The organism is Paenibacillus sp. F024 (assembly GCF_057814255.1).
This window is the reverse complement of sequence record NZ_JBVASZ010000087.1, coordinates 1-1,322: the sequence shown is the minus strand read 5'-3', so window position 1 is coordinate 1,322 and position 1,322 is coordinate 1. Positions and strand designations below refer to the sequence as shown.

General features: G+C 45.3%; 1 protein-coding gene and 1 pseudogene. Both read left to right on the top strand.

What is annotated here, in order from left to right:
- Nucleotides 1-235, top strand: a 235-nt coding sequence (locus ACZYR9_RS27435; RefSeq protein WP_488981483.1) for a hypothetical protein, incomplete at its 5' end; no start/stop codon positions are given.
- A gap of 303 nt (nt 236-538) precedes the next feature.
- Nucleotides 539-1,234 (top strand): annotated as a pseudogene (locus ACZYR9_RS27430) (DUF444 family protein); the annotation flags it as partial.
- Between the last annotated feature and the right edge of the window lie 88 nt (nt 1,235-1,322).

Here is a 1,322-nt window from a genome sequence, read left to right as displayed (position 1 = left end):
CAGATTATCCTTACTGCTTGCGGAGGTCCACATTGTTCATCCCGCCCTAGTAATGTTCTTACTCAGCAGTATTGACAATCAACCTATTAAGCAGACCTCAGCAACGAACTATAGCGAAGAAGCAAAAGATACTCATGGCTATCCTCTTTTCATAAGCAACATGATTTCGTATTCGCACCATTACTTAGTTAGTAAATATTTTATCTCATTAAATACCAAAGATAAAGGAGGATGAAAAGTGCTGTTTTTAAAGTCTTGATTTATATCGTCTGTACCGTTCGTGATTTTTAACGCGGATTTCTAGGATTCCTGACAAGTAAAAATAGACTCCCCAGTTACTCACATAACCCCCCGGGACTTGAATATATTTAGTAACAAGCACTTTATCCAACCCTTCTTCATTTTTCGCGCACCGACTGTTTGGTAGACTGAATAAATCAAGCAAGCCCACTTTGCGTATGTTTTTTACTCTGCTGTTTTGCTTTCTATAGCTTACGATCCCAGCTTTCCTACAAAAAGCCTTCAGGAGGTGTTCCGCATGACAAAACCTTTATTTACCGTATCCCGTGAAGACTGGTCACTGCACCGCAAAGGGTATCAAGACCAGACCCGGCATCAAGAAAAAGTACGTGAAGCGATCAAGCAAAACCTGCCTGACCTGGTGACGGACGAAAGTATTGTAATGTCGGACGGCAAGCAGATTGTGAAGGTGCCCATACGAAGTCTGGACGAATACCGTTTTCGCTATAATTACAACAAGAGCAAGCATGTCGGTCAAGGAGACGGTGACAGCAAGGTTGGCGACGTACTGGGGGTCGATCCCCAGCCTGCTTCAGGCTCGGGCAAAGGTGAAGGCGCCGGTAATCAGCCCGGGGAAGATTATTACGATGCGGAAGTTCAGATGGAAGAACTGCAGTCCATGCTGTTTGAGGAGCTGGAGCTTCCCAACCTGCAGCAGAAAGAAAAGCACAATGTCACGACCAAAGAGATCCTATTTAACGACATCCGAAAAAAGGGAATCATGTCCAACATCGATAAAAAACGGACAATTTTGGAAAATCTCCGCCGCAACGCCCGCGGCGGAGACCCGGGGATCCACCATATCAGCCCGGACGACCTTCGTTTCAAAACATGGGAGGAAACCATTACGCCGCACTCCAATGCGCTTATTCTGGCTATGATGGATACATCCGGCTCCATGGGGGACACACTACGAACTAAACATGAAAAAGTCTGCTCCGGCGTAAGCTAGGCAGACTTTTCAAGCAAATTCATAATACTCCCTTTAATGGAATTGCTATAGAAAATTCCGTTGTACCCTC